Below are 24,486 nucleotides of genomic sequence, written 5' to 3'. Positions count from 1 at the left end.
TTTACTATATAAATAATAGCAATAACGGTGAATTTATTTCAAGATATCCCTGTTAAAAAATTTGACTAAATTTAGTGAAATATATTAGAAAAAACTATGATAAAGCGTTATTACTCCTTTGGAGAATATCTCAAGGAAATATTCGGAAAAAAGGTTTACAAGGTAAATGTAGATGCGGGATTTACATGCCCAAACAGGGATGGTACTCTGGGATATGGTGGTTGCATTTATTGTAATAATGCTTCATTTAGACCTCCAAGCTGTGTTCCTGAAATTTCTTTGACTGAACAGATTTCAAGAGGAATAGAACATGTAAAAAAGAAATACAAGGCTCAAGCTTTTCTTGTTTATTTTCAACCTTATACAAATACCTATGCTTCAGTAGAAAAGCTTGAAAAGCTTTATAAAGAGGCTCTATCTTTTCCTGAAGTTATAGGACTTGCTATTGGCACAAGACCTGACTGTATTGATGAGGAAAAGCTTGAACTCATAGGAAAACTTTCAAAAACACATCTAATAATTATTGAGTACGGAATGCAGTCAATTTATGATAAATCACTCAAGTTTATTCATAGAGGTCATGACTATGCCACATTTCTCAAAGCAGTCTATGATACCCATGAAAAAGGAATTCCTGCGGGAGCTCATATAATAGTCGGTCTTCCTACTGAGACAAAAGAAGAATCCCTTCATATGGCAGATGAAATAAACCGTCATCCAATAAAGTTTTTAAAGATTCATCAGCTTCAGGTTGTAAAAGACACTGTTCTTGCAAGAATTTATGAGAAAAAGCCTTTTCCAGTATTTGAATACGAAGAGTATCTTGAGTTTGTAGTTGATTTTCTTGAGAGACTCAGTCCAGATATTGTAATTCAGAGACTTTTTGCCACTTCCCCTGAGGAAATTCTTATTGCACCTAAGTGGAATCGGTCAAAGCAGCAGATTTTGAATGATATAGAGAAAAAACTTGAGGAGAGAAATGCTCGCCAGGGTTCAAAGTGCACATTTATTAGGGATAGAGCCTTATGCTATTGAAGTAGAAGTTGATATAGCTCAAAGAGGACTTCCCCATTTCAACATTGTAGGGCTTCCGGATACAGCAGTCAAAGAATCCAGAGATAGAATAAAAGCTGCCTTTAAAAATACAGGATTCCCTTTTCCAATAAAACAGATTACAGTTAACCTTGCACCGGCAGACCTGAGAAAAGAAGGCTCTTCCTTTGACCTTCCCATAGCCATAGGAATCCTCTCTGCAGAAGGACATATTCCAAAGGAAGCTTTAAGAGATTTTCTTATTGTTGGAGAACTCTCTCTTGAAGGTAAGGTAAGAAGCATAAAGGGAACTTTATGTATTGTCTCAAAGCTAAAACATAGTGAGATTAAAAAAATTATAATTCCCAAAAGCAATGCCTCTGAGGCAGGAGTTGTTAAGGATGTAGAAGTATACCCTGTGGATAATCTCACAGAGGCAGTGGAGTTTTTAAGAGGTGAAAAAACAATTAAACCCTTTAAAACAGAAATTAATTTTGATGACGATGTTAGTCATTATGAAGATCTTGCTGATGTAAAGGGTCAGTTTCAGGCAAAAAGAGCCCTTGAGATTGCAGCAGCAGGTGGGCATAATATACTTTTTATTGGTCCACCTGGAAGTGGTAAAAGCATGCTTGCAAGAAGACTTCCCGGAATACTTCCTCCAATTACTGTTGATGAAGCAATAGAGACAACCAAGATATACAGTGTTGCAGGACTGATTCCTGATGGAAAAGGGTTGATCACCAATCGCCCATTTCGCAGTCCGCATCACTCTTCAAGTGATATAAGTTTAATTGGCGGTGGACAGATCCCAAAACCAGGAGAGGTTTCCCTTGCTCATAATGGTGTGCTTTTTCTTGATGAGCTTCCTGAGTTTAAAAGGAATGTTCTTGAGGTGCTGAGACAGCCCCTTGAAGATGGCTTTGTAACCGTTGCACGCAGTTATGCCACAGTTCAGTTTCCTTCAAGATTTTTGCTTATAGCGGCAATGAACCCATGTCCCTGCGGGCACTATGGAGACAGTCTTAAACCTTGCACATGCACTCCTCAGATGATAATTCGTTATCGTTCAAGAGTGTCAGGTCCTCTTATTGACAGGATTGATATTCATATTGAGGTGCCGAGAGTAAACTATCAAGAGCTTAGAGATGACACACCATTAGAAAGCTCAAGCAGTGTTCGTGAAAGAGTAATCAGAGCAAGACAGATTCAGCTAAAAAGATTTAAGGATGAAGGAATATACTGTAATGCTCACATGAAGACAAAACATTTAAAAAAATTTTGTAAGATTGATGAAGACTGCCACAGTCTCCTACAGTCTGCAATGGAGAAATTAGGCTTGTCTGCAAGGGCTCATACAAAGATAATTAAAGTTGCCAGAACAATAGCTGACCTTGAAGGCTCTGAAAACATTAAATCTCCTCATATAGCAGAAGCAATTCAATACCGAAGTCTTGAAAGGTTAAATTTTTGAGGCTGGCTTACAGGCATTAATAGAGCTAAATACTTTTTTTAAACTATACTTTACAAAAAGTTCTACTTTTTTTAAACTATACTTATGATAAAGTGGCGTGCAATTTTTGATAAAATTGAACCTCTTATTCTGTCAACTGAAGCCATTGTTATCACAGGAATGAGGAGAACTGGCAAAACTACAGTGCTAAAGTGGGCTTACGAAAAGATAGAGCATAAGAATAAAATTTTCATTGACCTTGAAAATCCCATAAATAGAAAGATTTTTAGCTCGGAAAACTATGATGAAATTAAGAGAAATCTTGAATTTATGGGGTTAAAATTTACTGAAAGAGCTTTTATTTTTATTGATGAGATTCAGTTCATAAAGACAATTCCATCTGTAGTTAAGTACTTTATTGACCATTACAATGCTAAATTTTTTCTTACAGGTTCTGCAAGCTTTTATCTTAAAAATTTATTTACTGAGTCACTCTCAGGTAGAAAATACATATTTGAGCTTTTCCCTTTAAGTTTTAAAGAGTTTCTCCATTTTAAGAATAAGAATTTTGATATTAACGAAAATTCTCCTATTTCTCAGAGCACTTACAGTTTATTAATGCCTCTTTATGAAGAGTATCTTGAATTTGGAGGCTTTCCAGGCGTTGTGCTTAAAGAAGAGATAGAAGAAAAACAAAGAGCACTTGATGATATATTTAGCTCATTTTATCAGCTGGAAATAATACAGCTTGGCGATTTTAAAAGAAATGAGACAATAAGAGATATGATCCTGCTTCTTGCTCAAAGAGTTGGAACAAAGATTGAAATAGGAAAGCTGTCAAGTGAGCTTGGAGTTTCCAATGTAACAGTAAAAGAGTATCTTTCATTTCTTGAAGGAACTTATTTTATTAAATTATTAAAACCTTTTAGCAGAGGGAAAGATATTGAGATAAGAAAGATGCCAAAAGTTTACCTATGTGATTGCGGACTTTTAAATAGAATTTCAAAACTTGAAAAGGGAAGAATCTTTGAAAATGCTATTTTTCAGAATCTGAGACTTAAAGGAGAATTGAACTACTATCAAAGAAAATCAGGAGTTGAAATTGATTTTATTTTGAACAGAGAAAAAGGTTATGAAGTAAAGCTAAAGCCCTATGCGTCAGATGTTTCTAAACTGAAAAAACTGGCTCATGATATAGGTTTAAAAGACTTTAGGATTATCTCAAAAGAATACACAAGCCTTGAAAACACCCTATTCTGTTTTCAGATTTAGTTCACAGATATATCAACTTGGGCACCCCAAAAAGTCCTTGACTTTTTGGGGACCCCTCCTGACTTTAGTTAAAAACTTCTTGGAGCTCTTTCCGCCAATCTTTTATATCTATTCTTAATACCCTGCTAATTCTTTCATTACTCATAGCTGACCAGCGCGGTCTTTTTGCTGGAAGATTAAAATCAGCCTGATAGGCTGGATATATTAGCTTATTTATCCCTTTTATCCTAAAATACTCCTTTGCCCATTCATAACGCGATGCATAGCCTGAATTTACGAGGTGATAAAGCCCGGTAAGACCTACATTAACTGCCTTTAGGGTAACTTCAACTATGGTTTTTGTGGATGTAGGCACAGAAAACTCATCAACCGCTATTTTTAGAACATCTTTTTCTTTTGCCCATTGTTCAAGTTTGTAGAGAAAATTCTGCGTGCCATCTCCATAAACCCAGCTTGTTCTGAAAATTAAGTATTTATCAAGAATTTCCTGAATGAAAATTTCTCCAAAAAGTTTGCTTTTACCATATTCATTTATTGGATTGGGCTTGTCTTCTTCAATATACATTCCTTCCTTTGTTCCATCAAATACATAATCTGTGGAGTAGTGAATCAGCTTTATAGATTTGTCTTTGCAGGCTACTGAAAGATTATAAACACCCAATGCATTTACTTTATAAGCCTGATGAGCCTCTTTTTCTGCTCCATCAACATTGTTATAGGCAGCACAGTTTATCACAATATCTGGACTGGTTTCCTTTATAACTCTGTAAGCTTTATCAAACTGAGTTATATCAAGCTCAGCATGGCTTAATGCAACATATTCAATGCCTTTTTCTTTAAATTTCTCTATAAATCCTGTTGCAAGCTGTCCCTTTGCTCCTGTTATAAGTATTTTCATTTTTGCCTAACACAATTAATTAATTTCTCAACAAATGATAAGATTTCATTAATTGAATTCCTCACTGTTTTTACATTTTCCCAGTTTATATTCATATATCCATGGATAGTCTCATTTCTGCATTTTGTAAGAGGTGCAATTTTATATGCTATATCACCCACAAATTCAAAGGTAACAAGAATTATGTCTTTGTAAGTTTTCGGAATATTTCTTTTTTTAAACCTCAGTGCATTCATTGAAAGATCAACAATAGCAAGTACTATATCATTTAGGCTTTTATCAATCGCTCTTCTTAATATTGGATTGCTTATGTAAAGGTCTCTATCAATATCCTTTGTAATTGTTTGAAAAAAATCTATTTCATTTTTGATAAATGTTTCTATTTGTTTTATTTTATCTGGTAATGTTGACAAGTTTTAGCTCCTCATATAGATGAATATGTTTTATACGAGCTTCATATAGGCTGTCTTCATCGTTTATGATGATTGGAATTCCATCTGTAGCTTCAAGAAAAATTTCTGAACCTATGTCATCTTTGTCAAGATAACATATGTCTACTTTATATGGTTCTAAAGCATCCATAATTTCAAATCTAACAGAATTTTTAACTTCATCTGATATGTTTTCAGCAAAAAAAATTCCCAGATCTATATCTGAGTATTCATCTGATTGATCTTTAGCAAAAGAACCAAAAAGATAGGCAAACTTTATTGAATTTCCGTATTTTATCAGTATATCTCTGATTTTGCTTAATATTTTTTCTTTTTCAATCAATTCCTTCATTTTAACTTTTATAAACCCTTTCCCAGTATTCTTTCAGATGCTGCATTTTTCTTTCAACCCAGTCAATGTTTTCAATATACCATTGAACTGTCTTTCTTAATCCCTCTTCAAAATCTGTCTTTGCTTTCCAGCCAAGCTCTCTCTCAATTTTTGTTGTATCCATTGAGTATCTAAAGTCATGACCTGGTCTGTCTTTTACAAATTCTATCAATGAATGAGGCTTGCCAATTAAATCAAGTATGCTTTTTACCACATCTATGTTTCTTTTTTCAACTCCACTTGCCACATTATATATCTTGCTCACACTGCCACGCTCCATTATCTCAATTACTGCCTCTGCACAGTCTGAAACATAAAGCCATTCTCTTATGTTTAAGCCCGTCCCATACACTGGAACAGGCTCATCTTTTAATGCTTTAACAATCGTCAAAGGGATAAGCTTTTCAGGATACTGCCATTGCCCATAGTTATTGCTCGGTCTTACTGTAATTACAGGCAATCCATATGTGCGTGAGTATGCCCTTCCAAGCATATCCTGAGATGCTTTGCTTACAGAATATGGAGAGTTTGGCATAAGGGGTGAAGATTCAGTAAATTTTCCTTCATTTCCAAGCTCACCATATACCTCATCAGTTGATATGTTTATAAATCTTTGAACTTTATAATGCCTTGATAGCTCAAGCAGGTTCAATGTGCCTTCAATGTTGGTTTTTATAAATGTATAGGGGTCAAGAATGCTTCTGTCAACATGGCTTTCTGCTGCAAAATGAATCAAAATCTCAGGTTTCTGTCTTTCAAAAACCTGCTTTAAAGCCTTATATTCAGATATGTCAACCTGATAAAACTTAATGCTGTCTTTTACTTCTTTCAGTCTTTCAAGGTCTCCTGCGTAAGTTAATGCATCAACCACAACCACATCATAACCCCTTTTTACAGCCTGACGCACAAACTCACTTCCTATAAATCCTGCTCCACCAGTGATAAGAAGTTTCATAAATCTATCTCCTGTTTATCACTCAATTAAATTTTGTTTAATATTTCAATAAACTCTTCAACGCTTAATTTTATCTCTTTTAAAATTTCTCTAAGTAGAGGAATGGCTAAGTCTTTACCTTATACTCTTCCAGACACAACTCTAATACTTCTTTTAAATTTTCTCTTAACTCATCCAATGTCTCTGCCTGGGTGTGAGCTCCAGGAATTCCTGGAATAATACCAACATATAGTTTTGTTTCAAGATCCTATTCAATATAGGCTAAAAATCTTTTCTTATTTTTTATCATTTTATCACCTCCTATACACAAAATTATTCTCTGCCTCTTTTAATTCTGGCAAAATTGCATCTTTTTTTGATAGTACTGGCTGGGACAGAGGCCATTTTATACTTATTTCAGAGTCATTCCATATTATGCCTTTATCAAGTGCTGGGTCATATTCTTCGGTGCATTTATAAATCACCTCACAATCCTCTAATGCTACAAATCCATGGGCAAATCCTGGCGGAATCCATAGCATATATTTATTTTCCTCTGAAAGCAGGGCAGACACCCATTTCCCATAGGTTGGTGAACCCTTTCTTATATCAACTGCCACATCCCAGATTCTGCCTTTTATGCATCTAATCAGCTTTCCCTGAGCTTTTGGCTTAAGCTGATAATGAAGTCCCCTTAAAACTCCTTTTTTTGACTTTGAGTGATTGTCTTGAACAAAGTTATAATCTATGCCAGCCTTTGCAAAATCAGAATACTTAAAAAACTCAAGGAAAAAACCTCTTTCATCTTCAAAAACCCTGGGTTTTATTAAAACAACCTCTGGTATCTCAAGCTTTATAAATTCAAAAGGCATAATATTTACTGTGCTGAAACTTTTTGTTTTAGCTCTTCTAAATATTTAAATAATTCATTAAAAATATTTCTTCTTGCTTGCCAGATCTCTATGCCAATTATTTCATCTGTTTCACCTATTTCTATAAAAACATCTTCACCAATTTCCACAGTATCCTTTATAGAACCCTCACCAGAAGAGATGTAAAGAATATCTCCTTCTCTATCATATCTTACCTTTACTTTATTTTTATCCATCTTCCTCTCTCCTTTCTGTTATTTATGAGATCAATTTTTGATGTATCAATTAAAGTTATAATTTTCTTCATATCTTCAGAAAACACAACTATTAATTTATGACCGGATTTGGAAATTCTATCTCCGACCATTACTATATTTCCTGTCTGCGTATCTAAAAAAATTTCTTCAGGATGTTGAAAAACCTGCATAACTTCTGATTCTTTTATGTCTCTTTCATTTAATTTTAAATACGCATGCCTTGTAAATTCAAAAAACATTCTTACTCCTCTGCAATCTTAAGAAGATATCTTCCATAATCAGTTTTCCTTAAAGGATGGGCAAGCTCTTTAAGCTGTTGCCTGCTTATCCAACCATTTCTGTATGCTATCTCCTCTATACAGCCTATCATAAGGCCTGTTTTCTTTTCTATCGTTGCTACAAATTCTCCTGCCTCAAGAAAACTATCATGAGTCCCTGCATCAAACCATGCAAATCCTCTTCCAAGAAGTTTCACCTTAAGGCTACCTCTTTTAAGATACTCCTCATTTACGCTTGTTATCTCAAGCTCTCCTCTTAGGGAGGGCTTTATGTTTTTTGCTATTTTCACTGCCTCATTGTCATAAAAATACATACCCACCACTGCATAGTTTGATTTTGGTTTCTTTGGCTTTTCCTCAATTGAGATTACCTTACCATTTTTATCAAACTCAACAATTCCAAATCTTTGAGGGTCTGATACATAGTAGCCAAATATATATGCGCCACCACTTTCTTCCACTTCTTTCTTTGCCTCACTCAGTATCTTTAAAAGGTCATGACCGAAAAATATATTGTCACCAAGCAGATAAAAAATTGTATCACTTCCAATAAAATCCTCTGCAAGAATCAATCCATCAGCAAGCCCCTTAGGAGAGTTTTGAACTCTGTAATTGATTTTCATACCAAGATGTGAACCATCCTGTAAGAGTTTCCTGTATATCTCAATGTCTTCAGGATTAACGATTATCAATACCTCTCTTATTTTAAGTAGCATGCTTATTGAAAGCGGATAATAAAGCATTGGTTTGTTATAAATGGGAAGAAGATGTTTATTAAGCACCTGAGTTGTAGGATAAAGCCTTGTGCCCGAGCCTCCTGAAAGTATGACCGTTTTCATTGAGTATCTCCTTTATATTCTTTAGCCCTATTATGATGACATTTACGGGACAGATTTATGCAGCAACTAATACTTTGTCTTCCAGCCTTTGAATTCTCAATCTCATATCATCAATAGCTTCTTTCTGAGATAAAGCCTTGTTAAGGTCTCCTCTGATTTTTGATACCTCTAAAAATAATTCATCAATGCGTTTATTGGTTTCATCAATGCGTTTATTGGTCTCATCAATTCTTTGTGTATTCATCATTATTTCTGTTTTAAGTTCTACCCTAAGCTCATCAATTCTATTGTTAGTCTCATCAATGCGTTTGTTGGTTTCATCAATACGTTTGTTAGTCTCATCAATAGACCGTCTAATGTCTTTAAGCTCAGACTCAATATTTGCCTGCCTTGATTCAAGTGATCCCATTCTTGATTCAATTGAATTCATCCTTCCATTAATTGATTCAATAGCAATTGTAAATCCTTGAAGCTGCCCTGTTACTGTTGCTTTAAAATCCCTTAACTCCTCCTTTATCTCTCCTAAAATCAAATCTCTAATCCTATCTACTACCTTTTCCCACTCCATAAAATCCTCCATGAATAGTTTTTACTTATATTATTTATATTATACCTAATTTTTTCATGTATCTATCCTATCCAGTCCAAAATTGCTGATTGGAGCCGTCATTCCGCATCTTTAACTCTATTGATTTACTCATTTTGTAAGCAACCATTTATATGCGGGAACTATTGTAAAAGTATACCCATTAACATTTACAACATCTTCTTCCTCAAAAGTTATAATTAATCCTTTTTTAAAATTAAATCTTCTACAGCAGTCTAAAAGCCCTTTTACCTCCCTCTTTTTTACTTCAGGATCACTAAAGCCAAAACAAACCTGTATGGGAGTGCTGTCTTCTAATATAAAATCACACTCTTTATCTTCTCTATAAAAAAATAAACTCTTGCTTTTTCTATAAAGTTCTCTAAAAATTAAATTTTCAAAAAGAATGCCATAATCCTGCCCTTCAAAGACTTTTATTGCTCTTAAAATCCCGTTATCAATAAAATAAGCCTTTCTATCCGTAAATTCAGAGCAAAGTATTGAATGACTCTTTTTTTTTGATCTTTCTTATGATAAAAGCATTCTCAAGGTACTCAAGGAACTCATAAAGAATATTTTTACCTACCTTCAAACCATGCGATTTAATTTCGTTATAGATTTTATTTATAGAAAGTGGTTTTGAAACTGTTTCTGCTACCTGCTTTATGAAATACTTAAGCACAAATGTATCTTTGATGCTGTATCTTTCAATAGTGAAATTCTGTGATAATAGTTTTAAGGATTTCTTTCTTTTTCATAAAGAAATTTTAGCATAAAATTTTCTTTTTTACAAAGAAATTAAAAAATTAGCATTGGTGTCATTCCGCATCTTTTTTGTAATTCTGAGGAATCTCAGCCTCTTTTTGCCTTACTCCACCATTCAGCTAAAAAGGCAAGAAAAATTCCTGCAAAGAGTGAGATTATGGCAGACACTGCAATAATCAACTTTCTTTTAGGTTTCACAGGTTTCTCTAAGGAATTTGGATTTTCTACAATATAAAAAATAAAATTTTTGCTTTTATCAGTCTTTGCCTTCTCTAAAGCAAGAACTTCTGAATAGGCAAGAAAGGCTTTATCCAGCTCTTTTCTACACTCCTCAATAGCATTCTGTAAAATCTCTTCTGCAAGTTTTCTTCCTTTTTGCTCTGATGTAATAATAATAATACTTCCTGTCTTTTTATCTATATCAGCTTTAAAAAGTGCTTCGCCTTTACCTAAATTTATCGCTTTCTCTATGTTATTCAAATCTTCACTATCAGGGTAAGTCTTCTTCAATCTATTTATTATTTTCTTTTTAAACTCAACGCTGTTAAGTATTGACAGACTGAGACTATTTACATCTTGAGACCTACCCTGCTGTAGCGGAATTATAAAAGATAATTTACCATCTCTTACAAATTGATTCGCTTTAAGATTTTCAATCATTTGCTGAGTTAAAAAAAAATCAATCCATAACGTTGCCCTTGCCTGATATATATTTGGCATAAGAAAACTAATCACAGTTGCAATAACAACACCGAGCACAAATACACCCACAACATACCTTATCCGTTTTTTAAGAACAAGAGCCAAATCATAAAGGTCAATCTCATCTGAGTGTTTTTCTTTTGTTTCCTCTGCATTCATAAATAATCCTCCTCTCCTTATCTTATTCTGATTTTACTCAGTGATTTTAAAATTTTGTCTTTTGCATACCCTGAAATATTAAAAAATCTAATTTCTTTAATTTCTGAAAGCTTCTTCTTATTCACTTCTATTAAAAAGCAGGCATCATCTATACCCTGTTCGTCAAGAGTAACAATTCTATCTAATATGACATTTCCTTGATACTCAACAGAAAATACACCTGTATTCTTAGGATCTGGAAGCTCTTCAATGGAAAACACCAAGATAAACTCTTCCATCAATTACTCCTTTTACAGGAATTTATGAATTCATATAAAGCTTGTTTTATATTCATATTTTTTTCTTCCTTTTCATCTTCTATCATCTCTTCAAGCTTTTTCAGAAATGATTCAACATCATCCAACAATAATTTATTATTTTCTTTAGCAATGAAAACTCTTTCATGTTTTGTAGCAGTCACTCCTTCTTCTGCAGTTAATATATTTTCAAAGAGATTTTCCCCAGGTCTTATTCCAATAAATTTTATATCAATATCTTTGTATGGTTCAAATCCATGTAACTTTATAAATCTTTCAGCCAGATCAATTATTTTTACAGGTTCTCCCATGTCAAGCACAAGGATTTCTCCAGCTTTACCAAAAGTAGAAGCCTGAAGAATAAGCAGCACAGCCTCAGGAATTGTCATAAAATATCTCTGCATATCCTTATGAGTTACTGTAATTGGTCCTCCATTTTTTAACTGTTCAATCCATAAAGGTAAAACACTTCCTCTACTACCGAGAACATTTCCAAATCTTACGGAAATAAAATCAGTCTTACCATATTCATTAAAGGCTTTACATATATATTCAGCAACTCTTTTTGTCATTCCCATAACACTTTTGGGTCTAACAGCTTTGTCTGTAGATATTAAAATAAACTTTTCCACATTGTATTTTACAGCCACCTTTGCAAGATAATATGTTCCTAATATATTCACCTTAACTGCTTCATCAGCATTATGCTCCATAATAGGAACATGTTTATAGGCTGCTGCATGAAAAACAATATCTGGCTGGAATTTTTTGAAAATCTGGTCAATTTTTACATGATCTTTGATATCAGCAACAATGGATTTAAAGTCTTTAAATTCAGGGAAAAATTTATTCAATTTAACTTCCATATTAAATAATTCTGTTTCATCAATGTCAAGTAAAATAATTTTCTTTGGAGAAAATTGGGCAGCTTGAATCACAAGCTCTGAACCAATGGAACCTCCTGCTCCTGTAATTAAAATCTTTTTATTCTGAAGAAACTTCTTAATCTCTTCAAAATTAATATTTACTTCCTGCCTTCCGAGAAGATCCTCTATTTTTAAATCTTCTAATTTTTTTAAATTTATTTCAGGTTTTTCAAACTGATAAAGCTTAGGAATTATTTTTATTGTGTTGACACCTGCATTTTTAGCAGAAATATATATCTCTGAAAGTTTTTTATGACTTAGTGAAAGAATTGCTATTATTACAGCCTCTATCCCTAAACTTTTAATTATTTTCCCAAGATTATCAATACGATCGTAAACTTTTAAATTCTGTATATAAGTTCCTATTTTTCTCTTATCATCATCCAAGAAACCAACAGGAAAAAACTCGCTAAAATTTTGCCTTTTAATGTCTCTTAAGATCATCTCTCCAATATTTCCTGCACCAATTATAAGTGTTCTTAGACCTTCTTTGTTCCTTTTCTTTTTAAAAATCTCAAAGTAAAATCTCTTGGATATTCTCAGGAATGAGATACATATGAAGGATATAAACCAATCAATAAATATAACACTTACAGGAATGGATGAAAGCTCCTGAAAATTCTTAGGCAAAAATAGAAATTGCTGATAACTTCTCAGAAGAAAAACTAAAAGGACAATCATAAGAGAGGCTATTGTTAAAGAATTTAAAAGCTTTGGCAGATCAGCAAGAGAAAAATACCGCCATGGAATCTTGTAGACTTTAAAAATCCACAACATAAAAATTTTAATAAAAATAAAAAAACAAACAGCTATAAAAAAAATCTCTCTATATTTATCAGGCAAAATAAAATCAAAACGGAATAAAAAGGCAAAATAAAGCGAAAAAGTAATAATTAAAGCATCTCCAATAAGAAAAAAACATAATCTTTTTAATGGAGTCGGAGTTAGAAACTTAGAATTCTGAATACGAATTTTTTCAATAAGTTTCATTATGAATTTCTTTTACAGTCTTATATAACAAGGGTTTTTCATATTATAGGTTTTTAATATAACTTCCCTTACTTCCTCATTATTTTTTGGTAAAAAGCATTTCATGCCATGTAATCTTTCAAGCCATTCTACTTCCTCTGTTTCATACAATAAATTATGAGAAAAACCAAGAAATTTATATTTTTCACTTCCTTTAACTCCAATAATTTTCACATTTGCATTATGTAAACAGACTGCATTTCTTATCATTTCATGAACCCTGAAAGTTATAAAGTTAATCATTGAATATATATATGGCTTAAAACCAGATAAAGCCAAGGCAGAAGCAATAATCATTGAGCTTGCTTCAGTTACTCCCAAGTTTAAGACTTTGAACTTATTGTTAGGATCATCTAAATAATTAAATCCTACATCACAAATTATAACAATAATACTGGGATCATTTTCTGCGAGTTCATTTAATGTTTCAACAAATGTTCTTCTTGAATCTTGAAGCTTTACAATCTCAGCCATATTAATCCTCCATCAATTCTTTCAAGGCTCTTTTATATTCATCTTCTGAAGGTGCTTTGTAGTGATATATATTATTTCCTTCCATAAAGCTCACTCCTTTACCTTTAACTGTATGGGCAATAACAACCTTTGGTCTATCAAAATTTCCAAAACTATTAAAGGCTTCCTCTATTTCTTCATAGTCATGTCCATTAATTTCATCTACCTCCCATCCAAAAGCTTCCCATTTGTCTTTTATTGGTTCAATGTTTAAAATTTCGTTTACAGCTCCCATAGCTTGTAGTTTATTATAATCTACAAAAACTAAAAGATTACTAAGTTTATGATGAGACGCAATTAAAGCTGACTCCCATGTTGTACCACAATCCATCTCACCATCAGACATTATTACATATATCATACCATCTTCATTTTTCATCTTCTTTGATAAAGCAAATCCTACTCCGAAAGGAAGACCAAATCCCATTGAGCCTCCTGCTGCTGGAATTTCGGGAATAATAGGTTCAGCCAGTCCTATAAATTTACTGCCTGGCATGCAATAGCTACCTAAATCTTTATCTGTAATCCTTCCTTTTCTCCAAAGAAAATAATAAAGTGAGGCAGCTGCCCAGCCTTTACTTAAAATTACCTTATCTTTATCCAGATCAACCTTTTCAAAAAGAACTGTCATTATATCAATACAGCTAAAATTACTGCCTATGTGAGAAGTCTGGGCTTTATAAATCATATCAAGAACTTTTATGCGTGCCTGTCTTGCTATTTTACTGTAATTTAAAATCTTTTTTTCAAATGTTTTAAGATTTGTTTTCATTTATTTCCTCCCTGCACAACAGATTTTAGTTTTATAATATTTTTATTCAAAAGCATATCTGCATCTAAAGACTTTTTTGTCAATACTGCGTATATTGTAAGAAAAATTATTTTTAAATCATTAAAAAAAGTCCTATTATTTACATAATAAAGCTGTAGTTTAAGTTTGGTGGGTCTTATTTTTTCCATATATGTCTTTTCAGGATCTGGAGAGCCAGCCAGAATTGCACCCTCATCTGAATCCCATAAAGATGCCCAATCTGTTATTCCTGGCTTTACATTAAGAATTTGCTTTTCTTCATTTGTAAACATATCAACATATTGCTGGACTTCAGGTCTTGGACCAACAAAGCTCATCTCCCCCTTCAGAACATTTATAAGCTGCGGTAATTCATCAAGCTTGTATTTTCTTATTATCTTTCCAATTCTCGTAATTCTTGGATCATCATCTGCAGTGGATGGTCCTCCAATTTTTTCTGCATCCACCACCATGGTTCTAAATTTATATATCCTGAAAGGTTTGCTATATTGCCCTACTCTTAAACCCCGATAAAAAACAGGACCTCCATCTTCTCTTTTTATAAGATAAGCGATTATCAACAAAAAAGGAAATAATATAATTAAACCAGATGTTGAGGCAATAATATCAAAAGCTCTTTTCAAAAAATCATTAATTTTATTTTTTACTATATCCATAAAACTCTCTTATTTTATTTGCAACATATACAACATCTTCATCAGAAAGTGAGGTATTCATAGGAAGCAACAAACATCTCTCAAACATCTTTTCAACATATAATAACCTAACATTAAAGCCGAGTTTTTCAAATTGATGCACAGCCTTCCCACCCCACTGAATAATAGTGCCTATAGCATTGTCACTGAGAAATTTTCTTAATTCATCTCTATTTTCAGCCTCTATCTCATAATTCTGATAAATATCAAAATGCTCAGAGTCACTGTCAGGTGCTGGTGGAAGAAGGACTTCTTTAACATCTTTTAATAGCTCATTATAAATAGAGGCAATCTGTCTTCTTCTTGAAATCTCTTTATTATAAAGCCCTAACTTATAATTCAGAATAGCAGCCTGGATGTTATCAAGCCGTGTATTAAATCCCCACATTACTACCTCACCTGATTCATCTCTTCCATGGTCACGAAGCATCCTTAACTTTTTATACATCTCTTCATCATTAGTAAAAACAATTCCTCCATCTCCTAAGCAACCAAGTGTCTTTGCGGGATAAAAACTTACAACTCCTGCCAGCCCAAAAGTTCCTGCACACTTTCCTTTATACTTAGCGCCTAATGCTTGAGCTGCATCTTCAATTATAATTAAATTATGCTTTTCAGCTATATCCATCAAAGCATCCATATCACATACCCTTCCATTTAGCTGTGTTGGCATTATTGCCCTTGTTTGTGGAGTTATTGCTTTTTTAACACTTTCAATATCTATTAAATGTTCGGAATTGCAATCAACAGGAACTGGGGTGGCACCTGAAAAATATATTGCAGATGCTGTTGCCACCATTGTATGAGAGCAAAATATAACCTCGTCACCATCTCCTATCCCAGCTGCTCTTAGAGCAATATGCAGTCCGTCTGTTGCATTTCCTACTCCAACAGCATAGTTTGCACCAACATAATTAGCAATATTTCTTTCAAATTCTTCTAAGTCCTTCTGCAATATAAAAGCTCCTCTTCTTCCAACCTCCTTTATAATAGATAAAAATTCTTTTTCATAAGAAGTAAAAACATAGGGATAATTAAAAAATGGAACAACTCTTTTTCCTTCCATTTCAATTTCCTCCTTTTTTAGCCACTGCATATATTATCTTAAATTCTTCACATTTTTTATGTAATGAAATAGGCACTGGTTCATAATACTCACACATCCCTTCTTTTAGTTCTTCAGGTATGGGTAAAAGCTTTCCCATAAAGATTCTTTTTAAATATGCCCTTGCACTAAGACTTCCAGGAATTAAATTGAAATTAACAGCCAGTCGTTTTATAAGTGAGACTACCTTATCCTTCATTCCCTTGTATTCAACCTTAAACGCTCCATACATTTCAATTTCCCTAAACTCATTCTTTAAAGCCTCGTATAACTCTGGCACAGAAAAATAGTTATAAGTGTAAGGTGAAGGATGAAAATCTTCCCAATCCTTATTTACAGTGCATATGATTAAAACTCCCTCGTCTCTTAAAACCCTTGATGCCTCTTTGATAAAACTTTGTGGTTCTTTAAGATAATATATAGCTTCATAAAGAAGCACAAGGTCAAAGCTATTTTCAGGGAAAGGAAGAGAATGAGCATCCATTATTTCAACCTTAATTCTATCTTTATAATATTTCCTCGCAATCTCAATATTTTTCTCATCAATGTCGCCACCTGTAACAGAGTTAGCAACTTCTTGAAGATAACCAAGCCCAATTCCACTTCCACAAGCAACCTCAAGCACATCTTTACCTTTAGCAAATTTTCTTGCAAAGTGATATCTATGATATATTCTTTCTACCTGTTCCTTTGTTGCCTTAAGCCCGGGATGTTCTGTGATTTGAAAGTAATCAGCTTTTTCTGAATTCATTTACCACCCTCTCTATATGTTCTGCATATTCAGTATATATCTTATCCGCATCGAACATATCATCAAAAACCCTTTTTGCATTTTCAGACATCTTTTTATAAAGCTCTTGATTATTATACAATTCCATAATACAATCTGCAAGTGCATCAACATCATTTGGCGGATAGTAAAAACCAATCTGGTATTTTTCAATAATTTCTTTGAGATCACCTTGGAAAGCCGAAATAATCGGTAATCCTGCTGAAAGATAGGTAAACGCTTTGTTTGGAAATAAATCAAGGACTATCGTAACAGGACATACACCTATTTTTGATTTATATAACCAAAATTCTATCTCATCCTGATTTAGCCAGCCCGTCAATGTAACATTTGGTATTTCTTTAGAAGTCTCTTTAATTTGATAAAAAAGATCACCATAGCCTCCAATAACAAAGTGAATACTCTTGTTTATCTTTTTTGCAACTTCTAATAGTATAGAAGGGTTATGAGTTATTCCGATTGTTCCGACAAAAAAAACAATAAACTTATCGTTAAGGTTACGAATTAAATATGAAAATTTCTCTTCAACCTTTGAAATATCAACGTTGCAAGGTTTTTTATATCCAAGATAAAAAAGCTTATCATAGGGACCTTTTTTTCTTCCTGCGTATTTTAATCCCCATTCAAGGAATGTATTTGTAACTGCTATTAATCCATCTGCCATTTGTATTGTCTTTTTAACCATTAGAAAATCTTTATAGAGCAATAACTTTCCTAATTGACGAAATGCTTTTGGCACATGTTCAAGAAATATATCAGGCCAGGGATCTCTGATATCAACTAATGCAGGAATATTATTTTTTTTAGCAAACATAACCGCTTGATAAGCCAAATCATGAGGTGGCATTGAAGCAACTATAATATCAGGCTTTGGCATCTTGGGAGCAAATCTTTTAAACTTCCATGCAACAATTCTATGGTCTATAAAACGAGATATAGAAATATTTTTTTTATAACCAGTTCCTTTAATTGCAAAAAAACTGAATCTGTCGTCTATTTTAAATTCCTTATCCCCTCTAAACCTCCAATCCTTTTTATAATGGTCAAATGCACTAAGCCACCAAAGAACACTATGCCCCCTTTCAAGAAGCTTTTCAGCCAAAAGTCCGGTTCGCATCTTTTTAGCCTTTTTATCCAATGGCGAGGGCTCATCAGTTTGAATAAGCCAGATGTTCAATTTTTTTTTCATCTCATTCATAAAAATTTATCCTCCTTACCATTCATTTCTTCTACTTTCTGCTGGTTTCCAATAAAAATCCTCGCCCACAATTCTGCAATAAAAGTCCTTGTGATATCAGCATACCAGATATTCCTTTTATTATTTTGAAAATCATAATAGTAATTCAAGAATAATTTATTATCTATTATTCCTAACTCAGCCAAAATACTTCTTTTGAATGCGTTTTCAATAATTTCTCTTAAATCCCTCTTTAACCACTTTTCCTCTGGAGTGATAAATCCCTGTTTATCTCTTCTCCATCTTATATCATTGGGTAACTCAAATAAGGATTTTCTAAGAATATACTTGGTCCATCCATTTCTAATCTTCATTTGTGGTGGAAGACTCAAAAGTAGATTTACTAATCTATGATCTAAAAAAGGAAGTCTTATTTCTAATGAATGTGCCATTGAATTTCTATCTTCATAGTGTGTTAAAGCAGGGACGGAATATTTATCTATATCAAGAATCTGCCTCTCTCTTATATTGTTACACTGCCATATTGGCTCTAAAATTCCTTTGATTTTTAAATAATTTTTATCTTTGTCAATGTAAGGGATATATCTCTTTGCCTCTTTTATATTGAATTGCCATATTACTGTCCGATTTAATAAAGATAAAAAAATTTGAGCAAGAGCGGATATTAGAGATTTCTGTTTTATTAATTCTTTTAAATTAAAAAAGAAATACTTGAGATATCCCATAAGAGTTTCATCTCCACCTTGTCCGCTTAAAACAACTACTATGTCTGTCTCCTCCTTTATTTTTTTTAAAATATTATATTGCGCAACGACGCTTAAACCACAGAAAGGCTCATCATTGTGATATATAACCTCCTCAAGAGTGCTTAAAGCAATATCTGGTTCAAAATACAATTTTTGGTTTTTAATGTTTTTTGTTTTACATAGAATATCTATAAATTTCTCTTCACTATATTTTTTATCTTTACTTACTATTGAAAAAGATTCAAAATTTCCATTCTGTATATGATTTGCAATAACTGTTATGCTTGATGAATCAAGCCCGCCACTAAGTAATGCTCCCACTTTTACATCACTTCTTAGTCTAATTTTTACACTGTCAATAAAAATCTCTCTAAATTTATCTACTGCATAGTTTATATTAGGAATATCTTCAATTGTATAATCCCAGTATTTTTTATAATCTATCTTTTTATCAATTAGACGAATAATCAAATTTGTCTTTGGCTCAAGCTTATATATTCCACTGAAAAATGTTTCATTATTATAATCCAAAAGCCCTTGTTGCAAAAAATTATACATTATATTGGGATTTATTTCTTTTTTCTGTATAAGAGGTAAAAGCTGTTTAATTTCGCTTGCAAAATAAAATTGCCCATTAATCTGTGTATAATATAAGGGTTTAATTGAAAACCTATCCCTACTTAAAACAACTTTTTTCTTAGGTAAGTCTACTATAGCAAATGCCCACATACCATTTAATTTTTCAAAGCCTGATTCTCCATATTTTCTGTAAAGCTTTAAAATTACCTCTGTATCTGAGTTAGTATTGAATATAAAGCCATCTTTCTTCAGCTCTTCTTTTAACTCCAAATAATTAAAAATTTCACCATTGAATATAATCCAAACTCCTTTATCTTCCATTGGCTGATTTGCTGTATTAGTTAAGTCTATTATTGAGAGTCTTTTATGTCCTAAAAAAGCATCAAAGTAATTCTCATTCGCAGATTTTTTTATATTTAATATTACATAGCCTGAAGCATTTGGTCCTCTATATGAAACCATTTCGGTTAAATGAATAAACCTGTGGTAATCTTCTTTTGTGAAAAAACCATTCAAATTTATACATCCAAATATTCCGCACATAAAATTATTTATAATTGGATAAAATATAATCTATTGCGTTCCGAAAATAAAAAAATTGTTTTCGGGATGGTAGTTTTTTTAGTGCTCCATGTTCATAATGATAAACTTTTAGCCTTGGATCATATATAATTTTTAACCCAAGCCTTTTTGCTGTTTCAGCCACAAATATTTCTTCACCAAAAAGAAAATTTTTAAAATTCAAGTTTCCCCCTTTCTCAAAGTAGTTTTTATGAAATATTATAAAAGCACCAAAAGGAGCATAAATTGAAATCGGATGATTCGGCAGTTTACGAACAAAAAATTTGTTAAGAATCATATATCTCAAAGAAGAAAATATTTGAAATACAATATAAAAAATATAAGATTTGCTAATTAGTTTAAGAAAATTTAACTTCCATCTTTTTGGAGGATATTCCATATGAGGATTTTGATGCTTATATGAAGACGGCAACCCTTCTCTGCTTTTTAATTCAATATCTGGTGCAATAATACCGATGTTATCTATTTTATTAGTGTAATAATTTTTTAATTTTAAAAAAAAGTCCTTATCTTCAAAACGAATATCAGTATTTGATATTATAATCCATTCAGGTAAGGGAGCTGTTTGTAAATATTCTTGAAGTGCCCAATTAGCACCACCAAAATATCCTAAATTTTTGTCTGGATATTTAATTACAACTTTTTTCTCTTCCATAAAACCTCTTAATAAGGGAGAGGCTTCTTTATTTACTACAATTATTACTATTCCATTTTCATATCCTTTTAAGTTTATTAAATCATTTACAAATAATAAAGTATCTTCCTCATTTAAATAATTAACACAAATTGTAACAATACTTGGATTTATACTATTTTTTTTCTGCACTATCTATTATAGCTCATATCTTTTTGTGAATTGCAAATTTATAGCAAAATAAAAACATAAACCATGCAAATATTATTGTTGTATATGAAAATAAAAAGCCAGTGAGACTGCATATGACAACACTATAAAATATTGCCATAAATGGCACATATATAATTTTTCCATTTAAAAGTTGGCGATATGTCCAGCCAGCAAAAAATCCTAAAATAAAAAGCCAAAATATAGCTCCAATTACAGTGTAATCTTGAATTATCTCAGCAAACAAAGTAAAAACTGTAGATTCCGCACCTGGAGTATCCTCAAGCGATGTAGATTCAAACCTTAAGCGAGGACTGGAGAAAATAAGCCTTAATAAAGGATTTGTAAATAAACCAAAGGTTGCATCTGTCATGTTATACCAGTGCTCTGAGAACCATTGTGAGAATAATACAGGGGGACCTAAAAAAGCAGAATAAAAAATAGGAGAAACTCTATAGAGATTATTTATATTAAACTCTTCATGTCCCCACCTTAATAACTGAACGAAAATATAAATTCCTGAAGCTCCGAGTATTCCAATTACATACAAAAAAATATTTTTTAAACTAAAAAGAGAAATTTTATTTTTATGTAAAATTTTTGTAGAAATATAAGATGATATCCACATAATAATAGGAAAATAGATGCTCGCTCTGGTTCCCTCTACCAGACAATATAGAAGTGCAACTAACAAAGGAAGTATTGAAAATAAACGCTGCCGAATATTTATTTTCGGGATAGCATATAAAACTCCACCCAAAAAAGCACCGCTATAAGTAAAACTTGATAGAAAAATGCTCAAAATAGGCTCTCTATAAGAAGGGTCAGTATATCGTGCAAAAGAATAAAAATAAGAAATTTCAGATAAATAAGTTAATGAAAATAATGAAGAAAGGTTATATCCAGCATTTAAAATCAGGACCAATATCCCACCAAAACTCATTACTGTAAAAATAAAGATAGAATAGGTAATGGCTGATTTATTTAAATTATATAGTTTTTCTCTAATCATTCCATTTTGAGAAATTGAGCGAGAATTGAAAGTATATCCTGTTAAACTACCTGTAAAAACTATAAAACAGGCAAATAATATCCATAGTAAACCTAAAGGATGAAATTCCCAAGAGGGCACTAAAAATAAAGGGAGCAAAGTGTAGAAACACCAGATTATTGAAAAAAATGCACCAGGTGCAAACCAACTTTTCATGAAAATGCGTGATAGCAATGCAAAAATTGCAATAAGCAACCATAAAATATATGCCATCACTTTTTCTCCAACCATGTTTTCCAAGTCATCAAATAGCGGGGTAAGTCCATTTCGTACTCTGATAATATAGAACTAAAAACTCTCTCATTTATTAAATTTTTTTCCTCAGCAAAATCATTATTTAAATTATATAGAGCTTTATATCCATTAGACCTTAAGACAAGTTTGTACAATTTTTTATTTATTAGAGAAATTTCTGAACAATTATAAGGAAATTCATTTTTATTGAAATTAGGGTTTCGCTGCTTACAGGCTTCTATTTTAAATTCCACATCTAATAATTGAGAAATGCTAAAATCTCTTTTTTCTGAACCAATTATTGAAATTGAACTTTGAGGTTTAGGAAAAGGGGCATCTACTAAGTCCATAATAGTTGAAAATATGTCATGTAACTGTATAAGGTTGCTATTAGAAGAAGTTTTTTGGCTATATTTTTCAGGATACCTGATAAGTAAAGGGACATGAATGAGCTCATTATATGTTGTGAACAAATGATGAATATGACCATGTTCGCCAAACAATTCTCCATGATCGCTGGTAATAATAAAAAGAGTGTTATCTTGCAATTCGGTTTTCAATTCTTTAAACATTTCATAAAGAATTGTATCAAGGAACAGTATTTCTTGATCGTATAGTCCTTTTAAATATTCCAGATATTGCTTATCAAATGGGTTTACAGCATAATGAATATATTCTGATTCTTTATGATGTCTTCTATCCATAACGGGATTGTCCTTTACAAAAACATTGCGATATTTAGTTGGGGGATTATACTTGTCATGAGTTTGCATTAAGTTGATAAATAGAAAAATTGGCAATTGTGTATTTTTTGAAATAATTTTTTTATAAATTTTTAAAGCTTTTAAAGTAGAAAAAGTAGCACTTTTTGAAATAGGCCGCGCTTTTTTATATATTGCATTAATAAATACTTTAATAAATGAGTTTAAATTATTATCAGATATGGATTTAATAAGAATTTTCAGCTTTTCCAAATCTTTTTTACCAATAAAATTCTTTGTAATCTGTTTCTCTTTTTTCCCTTCACTGAATATGTTCCATAATTCATAAAATTCATCAAACCCTCGTGCAAATCCAAAAAGTTTTGAGATTAAAGCATTAGCGGATATTCCGAATGTTTTATATCCTATACTTTTTAATATTTCAGGTAGAGTGAAAAATTTATCTGATAGAAAAAAATTACTACCATCTATCAAGTGCTCTGCAGGATATAATCCAGTAAAAAGTGAGACATGTGCTGGAACAGTCCATGGTGCAGGAGAAAAGCATCGGGTGTAGACGGTGAAATTACCCTCCTCCACTAACCTCTCCAGATTCGGCGTTGTTTTTCTGTAATACCCGTAAAGGGACATATGTTTTGCTCCCAGAGTGTCGCAAACTATTAAAATTATATTTGGTTTGTTGGTGCTAATTGTCATCCTCTCATCAAATTATTCTTAAGCAGCTTTAATAAACGGTATACCTTTAAACCTATCTTAACATAAGGATGATTTTCTATTTTTCTAAGTCTTTCTCTGCATATTTTTAATTCAGTTTCTAAGGACTTCTGTTTTATTTTATCATCAAATAATATCCTGATATTTTTTTTATTTTCACAAAAAAATATTGCAAACCATGTCTGTCCTGCTGGATGCGGCCAAAAAATTTTTTCACAACATAAATTCTCCATTCTCACCAGTTCTCGCATATAATCCCAAGTATAAGTAACGCATTCTGGATAAACCCAATTGTCACCTTTATAATTTTTTTCACCTTCCATAAAAGTTGCTATAAAGATTGAAGTTTCCTTCATAACTTTTTTGGCTTCTGAAAGACACTTAGAGATTTGTTTTTGAGAAGCATGAGAAAAGATTGATTGAGCCAAAATAAAATCAAATTTTTGATTAAATATTGTGAGATTAAAATTACTGTCGTTACTAAACATAGGTCTTTTTACTTGTAATATTTCTTTACCAAGCTCATTTTTTATTCCTTCTTCTATTAACCATTGTTCTGGTTCTATCCCAAAATATCGGCCCGGTAATAGATAGGGAATAAATAACTTCCCCCCCCTCAAAGAACCACACCCGATATCCAGTAAAAAATGGTGTTCTCTTAAACCAAAAAAAGTCAATATACTAAATTGCAACGCACTGACAATGTCATAAAATTCCCTGGGACCTACAAAACTTTTATAATCCTTTAAAATGTTGTACATAAATAGCTTCCTTTGAAAATC

The 24,486-nt window shown here is 32.3% G+C and carries 27 protein-coding genes and 1 pseudogene; 3 read left to right on the top strand and 25 right to left on the bottom strand.

Annotated features, from left to right (window positions below):
- The first annotated feature begins 96 nt into the window (after window positions 1–96).
- From ACYQ3X_RS01060 to ACYQ3X_RS01050, 3 genes are all read left to right on the top strand, one after another.
- The gene (locus ACYQ3X_RS01060) at window positions 97–1,035 is read left to right on the top strand and encodes a TIGR01212 family radical SAM protein (RefSeq protein WP_460179992.1); all 939 of its coding nucleotides are present in this window, start codon (window positions 97–99) and stop codon (window positions 1,033–1,035) included.
- On the top strand, window positions 980–2,506 hold the full coding sequence (locus ACYQ3X_RS01055; protein WP_460179991.1) for a YifB family Mg chelatase-like AAA ATPase: 1,527 nt from the start codon (window positions 980–982) through the stop codon (window positions 2,504–2,506). Before ACYQ3X_RS01060 ends, ACYQ3X_RS01055 begins: the two co-directional genes overlap by 56 nt.
- Window positions 2,507–2,590: 84 nt before the next feature.
- Window positions 2,591–3,757 (top strand): ATP-binding protein, encoded by a 1,167-nt coding sequence (locus ACYQ3X_RS01050; RefSeq protein WP_460179990.1) that lies wholly within the window; start codon window positions 2,591–2,593, stop codon window positions 3,755–3,757.
- A 64-nt stretch (window positions 3,758–3,821) separates the two neighbouring features.
- Here ACYQ3X_RS01050 and rfbD read toward each other — a convergent pair whose 3' ends face one another.
- From rfbD to ACYQ3X_RS00925, 25 genes and pseudogenes are all read right to left on the bottom strand, one after another.
- The gene (gene rfbD, locus ACYQ3X_RS01045; RefSeq protein WP_460179989.1) at window positions 3,822–4,655 is read right to left on the bottom strand and encodes a dTDP-4-dehydrorhamnose reductase; all 834 of its coding nucleotides are present in this window, start codon (window positions 4,653–4,655) and stop codon (window positions 3,822–3,824) included.
- Window positions 4,652–5,068 (bottom strand): HepT-like ribonuclease domain-containing protein, encoded by a 417-nt coding sequence (locus ACYQ3X_RS01040; protein WP_460179988.1) that lies wholly within the window; start codon window positions 5,066–5,068, stop codon window positions 4,652–4,654. The genes rfbD and ACYQ3X_RS01040 overlap by 4 nt, the downstream gene beginning before the upstream one ends.
- Window positions 5,049–5,438: a nucleotidyltransferase domain-containing protein gene (locus tag ACYQ3X_RS01035; RefSeq protein ID WP_460179987.1), complete on the bottom strand. Its 390-nt coding sequence runs from the start codon at window positions 5,436–5,438 to the stop codon at window positions 5,049–5,051. Before ACYQ3X_RS01035 ends, ACYQ3X_RS01040 begins: the two co-directional genes overlap by 20 nt.
- A 1-nt stretch (window position 5,439) precedes the next feature.
- A complete protein-coding gene (gene rfbB, locus ACYQ3X_RS01030; protein WP_460179986.1) occupies window positions 5,440–6,432 on the bottom strand; it encodes a dTDP-glucose 4,6-dehydratase in 993 nt (330 codons plus the stop codon).
- A 106-nt stretch (window positions 6,433–6,538) separates the two neighbouring features.
- Window positions 6,539–6,721 (bottom strand): annotated as a pseudogene (locus ACYQ3X_RS01025) (type II toxin-antitoxin system HicB family antitoxin).
- A gap of 4 nt (window positions 6,722–6,725) precedes the next feature.
- Entirely contained in the window at window positions 6,726–7,283 is a 558-nt protein-coding gene (gene rfbC / locus ACYQ3X_RS01020) for a dTDP-4-dehydrorhamnose 3,5-epimerase (protein ID WP_460179985.1), read from the bottom strand.
- Between the two features lie 5 nt (window positions 7,284–7,288).
- Complete coding sequence (locus ACYQ3X_RS01015; RefSeq protein ID WP_460179984.1) at window positions 7,289–7,519, bottom strand: DUF2283 domain-containing protein; 231 nt, start codon at window positions 7,517–7,519, stop codon at window positions 7,289–7,291.
- Window positions 7,501–7,779 carry a DUF4258 domain-containing protein gene (locus ACYQ3X_RS01010; protein WP_460179983.1) on the bottom strand — a complete coding sequence of 93 codons (279 nt, stop codon included), beginning with the start codon at window positions 7,777–7,779 and terminating at the stop codon, window positions 7,501–7,503. Before ACYQ3X_RS01010 ends, ACYQ3X_RS01015 begins: the two co-directional genes overlap by 19 nt.
- 2 nt (window positions 7,780–7,781) lie before the next feature.
- A complete protein-coding gene (rfbA, locus tag ACYQ3X_RS01005) occupies window positions 7,782–8,657 on the bottom strand; it encodes a glucose-1-phosphate thymidylyltransferase RfbA (RefSeq protein WP_460179982.1) in 876 nt (291 codons plus the stop codon).
- Window positions 8,658–8,712: 55 nt separating this feature from the next.
- Window positions 8,713–9,225 carry a coiled-coil domain-containing protein gene (locus ACYQ3X_RS01000; RefSeq protein ID WP_460179981.1) on the bottom strand — a complete coding sequence of 171 codons (513 nt, stop codon included), beginning with the start codon at window positions 9,223–9,225 and terminating at the stop codon, window positions 8,713–8,715.
- Between the two features lie 129 nt (window positions 9,226–9,354).
- Window positions 9,355–9,744 carry a DUF4143 domain-containing protein gene (locus ACYQ3X_RS00995; RefSeq protein ID WP_460181676.1) on the bottom strand — a complete coding sequence of 130 codons (390 nt, stop codon included), beginning with the start codon at window positions 9,742–9,744 and terminating at the stop codon, window positions 9,355–9,357.
- A gap of 351 nt (window positions 9,745–10,095) precedes the next feature.
- Window positions 10,096–10,869 carry a Wzz/FepE/Etk N-terminal domain-containing protein gene (locus ACYQ3X_RS00990; RefSeq protein WP_460179980.1) on the bottom strand — a complete coding sequence of 258 codons (774 nt, stop codon included), beginning with the start codon at window positions 10,867–10,869 and terminating at the stop codon, window positions 10,096–10,098.
- 17 nt (window positions 10,870–10,886) lie between these two features.
- Window positions 10,887–11,147, bottom strand: coding sequence for a hypothetical protein (locus ACYQ3X_RS00985; RefSeq protein ID WP_460179979.1), 261 nt, complete (start codon window positions 11,145–11,147; stop codon window positions 10,887–10,889).
- Window positions 11,147–13,081 carry a polysaccharide biosynthesis protein gene (locus ACYQ3X_RS00980; RefSeq protein WP_460179978.1) on the bottom strand — a complete coding sequence of 645 codons (1,935 nt, stop codon included), beginning with the start codon at window positions 13,079–13,081 and terminating at the stop codon, window positions 11,147–11,149. Before ACYQ3X_RS00980 ends, ACYQ3X_RS00985 begins: the two co-directional genes overlap by 1 nt.
- 12 nt (window positions 13,082–13,093) lie before the next feature.
- Window positions 13,094–13,594 carry a transketolase family protein gene (locus tag ACYQ3X_RS00975; protein WP_460179977.1) on the bottom strand — a complete coding sequence of 167 codons (501 nt, stop codon included), beginning with the start codon at window positions 13,592–13,594 and terminating at the stop codon, window positions 13,094–13,096.
- Between the two features lies 1 nt (window position 13,595).
- Window positions 13,596–14,405, bottom strand: a complete 810-nt coding sequence (locus tag ACYQ3X_RS00970) for a transketolase (RefSeq protein WP_460179976.1) — start codon at window positions 14,403–14,405, stop codon at window positions 13,596–13,598.
- Window positions 14,402–15,100, bottom strand: coding sequence for a sugar transferase (locus ACYQ3X_RS00965; protein WP_460179975.1), 699 nt, complete (start codon window positions 15,098–15,100; stop codon window positions 14,402–14,404). The genes ACYQ3X_RS00970 and ACYQ3X_RS00965 overlap by 4 nt, the downstream gene beginning before the upstream one ends.
- Window positions 15,081–16,205 (bottom strand): DegT/DnrJ/EryC1/StrS family aminotransferase, encoded by a 1,125-nt coding sequence (locus ACYQ3X_RS00960; RefSeq protein WP_460179974.1) that lies wholly within the window; start codon window positions 16,203–16,205, stop codon window positions 15,081–15,083. The genes ACYQ3X_RS00965 and ACYQ3X_RS00960 overlap by 20 nt, the downstream gene beginning before the upstream one ends.
- A gap of 1 nt (window position 16,206) precedes the next feature.
- Window positions 16,207–16,995, bottom strand: coding sequence for a class I SAM-dependent methyltransferase (locus ACYQ3X_RS00955; RefSeq protein ID WP_460179973.1), 789 nt, complete (start codon window positions 16,993–16,995; stop codon window positions 16,207–16,209).
- On the bottom strand, window positions 16,976–18,232 hold the full coding sequence (locus ACYQ3X_RS00950) for a glycosyltransferase family 4 protein (protein WP_460179972.1): 1,257 nt from the start codon (window positions 18,230–18,232) through the stop codon (window positions 16,976–16,978). The genes ACYQ3X_RS00955 and ACYQ3X_RS00950 overlap by 20 nt, the downstream gene beginning before the upstream one ends.
- Entirely contained in the window at window positions 18,229–20,100 is a 1,872-nt protein-coding gene (gene asnB / locus ACYQ3X_RS00945; RefSeq protein WP_460179971.1) for an asparagine synthase (glutamine-hydrolyzing), read from the bottom strand. Before asnB ends, ACYQ3X_RS00950 begins: the two co-directional genes overlap by 4 nt.
- A 4-nt stretch (window positions 20,101–20,104) precedes the next feature.
- On the bottom strand, window positions 20,105–20,965 hold the full coding sequence (locus ACYQ3X_RS00940) for a glycosyltransferase family 2 protein (RefSeq protein ID WP_460179970.1): 861 nt from the start codon (window positions 20,963–20,965) through the stop codon (window positions 20,105–20,107).
- Between the two features lie 13 nt (window positions 20,966–20,978).
- On the bottom strand, window positions 20,979–22,265 hold the full coding sequence (locus ACYQ3X_RS00935) for an O-antigen polymerase (protein WP_460179969.1): 1,287 nt from the start codon (window positions 22,263–22,265) through the stop codon (window positions 20,979–20,981).
- On the bottom strand, window positions 22,247–23,686 hold the full coding sequence (locus ACYQ3X_RS00930) for a sulfatase (protein ID WP_460179968.1): 1,440 nt from the start codon (window positions 23,684–23,686) through the stop codon (window positions 22,247–22,249). The genes ACYQ3X_RS00935 and ACYQ3X_RS00930 overlap by 19 nt, the downstream gene beginning before the upstream one ends.
- Complete coding sequence (locus ACYQ3X_RS00925) at window positions 23,683–24,465, bottom strand: hypothetical protein (protein WP_460179967.1); 783 nt, start codon at window positions 24,463–24,465, stop codon at window positions 23,683–23,685. The genes ACYQ3X_RS00930 and ACYQ3X_RS00925 overlap by 4 nt, the downstream gene beginning before the upstream one ends.
- Between the last annotated feature and the right edge of the window lie 21 nt (window positions 24,466–24,486).

The organism is Thermodesulfovibrio sp. TK110 (assembly GCF_054658355.1).
The sequence above is the reverse complement of the archived record's forward strand: the minus strand, read 5'-3'. Positions and strand labels throughout refer to the sequence as shown.